At 70.1% G+C, this 2,834-nt stretch carries 3 protein-coding genes; 1 reads left to right on the top strand and 2 read right to left on the bottom strand.

Annotated elements, in window-relative coordinates; all coding sequences use genetic code 11:
* Positions 1-107 precede the first annotated feature (107 nt).
* On the bottom strand, positions 108-1,139 hold the full coding sequence (gene glpX, locus GUY61_RS37070) for a class II fructose-bisphosphatase (RefSeq protein WP_166634685.1): 1,032 nt from the start codon (positions 1,137-1,139) through the stop codon (positions 108-110).
* Positions 1,140-1,315: 176 nt separating this feature from the next.
* On the opposite strand from glpX, the gene GUY61_RS37065 reads away from it, so the two are divergent.
* A complete protein-coding gene (locus GUY61_RS37065) occupies positions 1,316-1,852 on the top strand; it encodes a DUF4245 domain-containing protein (protein WP_166634684.1) in 537 nt (178 codons plus the stop codon).
* Between the two features lie 251 nt (positions 1,853-2,103).
* Here the strand turns inward: GUY61_RS37065 and GUY61_RS37060 are convergent, their stop codons facing one another.
* Positions 2,104-2,694 (bottom strand): malonic semialdehyde reductase, encoded by a 591-nt coding sequence (locus GUY61_RS37060; protein ID WP_166634683.1) that lies wholly within the window; start codon positions 2,692-2,694, stop codon positions 2,104-2,106.
* Between the last annotated feature and the right edge of the window lie 140 nt (positions 2,695-2,834).

The following is a 2,834-nucleotide window of genomic DNA, read 5'->3' as shown; positions in this document are numbered from 1 at the left end:
CCCTCCGGCCCCGCGGCCGCCGGCCCCACGCGCGAGAAGCGGAACCGCACGCGGAAAAGGAACGGCGCCCCCGCCGCACAACGGGGGCGCCCCTTCTTGCCGTACGGCTACTTCGCGCGGTCGAAGTCGATCGCGCTGTACGCACGCAGCTTCGACAGCCGGTGCGTGGAGTCGATCTGCCGGATCGTGCCGGACTTCGACCGCATCACCAGCGACTGCGTGGTCGCGGTCTCCGCGCGGTACCGCACCCCGCGCAGCAACTCGCCGTCCGTGATGCCGGTGGCGACGAAGAACACGTTGTCGCCGCTCACCAGGTCGTCGGTCGACAGCACCCGGTCGAGGTCGTGCCCGGCGTCGAGCGCCCGCTGCCGCTCCTCGTCGTCCTTGGGCCACAGCTTGCCCTGGATGACACCGCCGAGGCACTTGATGGCGCAGGCGCTGATGATGCCCTCGGGCGTGCCGCCGATGCCCATCAGCATGTCCACGCCGGTGCTCTCGCGCACGGCCATGATGGAGCCGGCGACATCGCCGTCGGAGATGAACTTGATACGGGCGCCGGTCTCCCGGATCTCCTTGACGATGCCCTCGTGGCGCGGCCGGTCGAGGATGACGACGGTGACGTCCTCGGGGGCGGAGCGCTTGGCCTTGGCCACCCGGCGGATGTTGACCGAGACGGGGGCGTCGATGTCGACGAAGTCGGCGGCGTCGGGACCCGTGACCAGCTTGTCCATGTAGAAGACCGCGGAGGGGTCGAACATGGTGCCGCGGTCGGCGGCGGCGAGTACGGCGATGGCGTTCGGCATGCCCTTGGCGCACAGGGTCGTACCGTCGATCGGGTCCACGGCGATGTCGCACTCCGCACCGGTGCCGTCGCCGATCCGCTCGCCGTTGAACAGCATCGGGGCTTCGTCCTTCTCGCCCTCGCCGATGACGACGACGCCGTTCATCGACACGGTGTGGACGAGGGTGCGCATGGCCCGCACCGCGGCACCGTCTGCGCCGTTCTTGTCTCCGCGGCCGACCCAGCGGCCCGCGGACATCGCGGCCGCCTCGGTGACCCTGACGAGTTCCAGAGCGAGATTGCGGTCGGGGGCCTCGGGGGAGACCTCGAGCTCGGACGGGAGATGATGCTCGGTCATCGGAGCGCACCTTTCTGTACGACGACGGCCGGAAAAAGAGGGTTCACGCGACTCTATCGGTACGCCGTAAGAATGAGCAGAGGACCCTTCGGATGAGCGCAGCGCAAGCGGAGGTATTGGCCAGTACAGCGGACGGGGCGCCCCCAGGCGCGGTGTGACCTGCCTCATGAGGGACGATGGAGGGCGTGGCAGGTATGAAAGGCAAGCAGACCGTCCGGGACATGGTGCTGTCGATGGCGGCCATCGGCGTCGTGGTCGCCGGTGTCTACGTGTTCATCCCGCACGACGACTCCCTCGACCCGCTCGGGGAGTCCAAGGACTACACCGTCGAGCTCACGACCGCACGGCGGGCCGCCCCCTATCCGGTGGCCGCGCCCGAGGGCCTGCCCACGTCCTGGAAGGCGACCTCGGTGCGCTACGACGGCGCGAGCGAGAACGGCACCCACTGGCATCTCGGGTACCTCGACTCCGACCGGCAGTACATCGCCGTGGAGCAGGGCGACGGCAAGGCGTCCAAGTTCATCGCCGAGGTCAGCCACGGGGCGCGGGAGACCGACCGCACCGAGCGGATCGGCGGCTCCGCCTGGCAGCGCTACGAGGGCGCCAAGTACGACGCGCTCGTGCTGCGGTCGGACACCTCCACGACGGTGGTCACCGGTACGGCCTCATGGGACCGCCTCACCCGGATGGCCGAGGCCCTGAAGACGGGCTGAGCGGCCGCGCCCGGCGCACGGGCGGCCGCACACGACCGGCCCGCGGTTCCGCGCGGCGCCTGGGCGTCACGCGGGCGGCACGGAACCGCATGCCGATGGGCCGCTTCCCCATGCGGGGCGGACGCGGCGAAGCCGCCGCACCCCGGCGGGTGCGGCGGCTTCGGTCCGTACCGGGCGCCCCGGACGCTCCGGCCGTCACAGGCATGCCCGACCGTCACGGACGCACCCGGCCGTCACGGGCGTCAGGGACGTCAGACGGTGGTGAAGACCTCGTCGAACTCCAGGCGCGGCGAGCGCGGGTAGTACGCGCCCTCGCCGGGCCGGCCGAGGTTCACGACGGCCAGCACCGAGTGGTCGCCGCCGCCGAACTCCTTGTTGATGCCCTCGGCGTCGAAGCCGGTCATCGGACCCGCGGCGAGCCCCGCGGCGCGGACGCCGACGATGAAGTAGCCGACCTGGATGGCGGCGTTGAAGCCCGCGGAGCGCTCGCGGACGACCCGCTCGGCGAAGATGGTGTCCTTGGCCTGCGGGAAGGCCGGGAAGAGCCTCGGCAGCTCCTCGTGGAACTCGTTGTCCGCGAAGAGGATCGCGGTCAGCGGCGCCGTGGAGGTCTTGGGCCGGTTGCCCTCCGACATGTGCTGGACCAGGCGCTCCCGGGCCTCGGGCGTGCGGACGAGCACCACGCGCAGCGGCTGCTGGTTGAATGCGGTGGGGGCGTACTTCACCAGGTCGTGGATGGCGCGGATCTGCTCGTCGGTGACGGGCTCGTCGGAGAAGGTGTAGGCGGTGTGGGCCTCCCGGAACAGCAGGTCCTGAGCGGCGGGGTCGAGCGTGAGAGACATGTGGGGGGACCTTCCGAAGCCAGTTCTGGTTGAAACTTGCACTAAAGACGGTACGCCGCGGTTAGTGAAAATTCAACTAAAAGTGGACCTGGGTGATCCGATTCACCCGATCACCCCGAGGAGCCGGCCGCCTCCTGTCC

This window comes from Streptomyces sp. GC420, from assembly GCF_009916105.1.
Taxonomy (GTDB): domain Bacteria; phylum Actinomycetota; class Actinomycetes; order Streptomycetales; family Streptomycetaceae; genus Streptomyces.
This window is presented reverse-complemented; position numbering and strand designations above follow the sequence as displayed.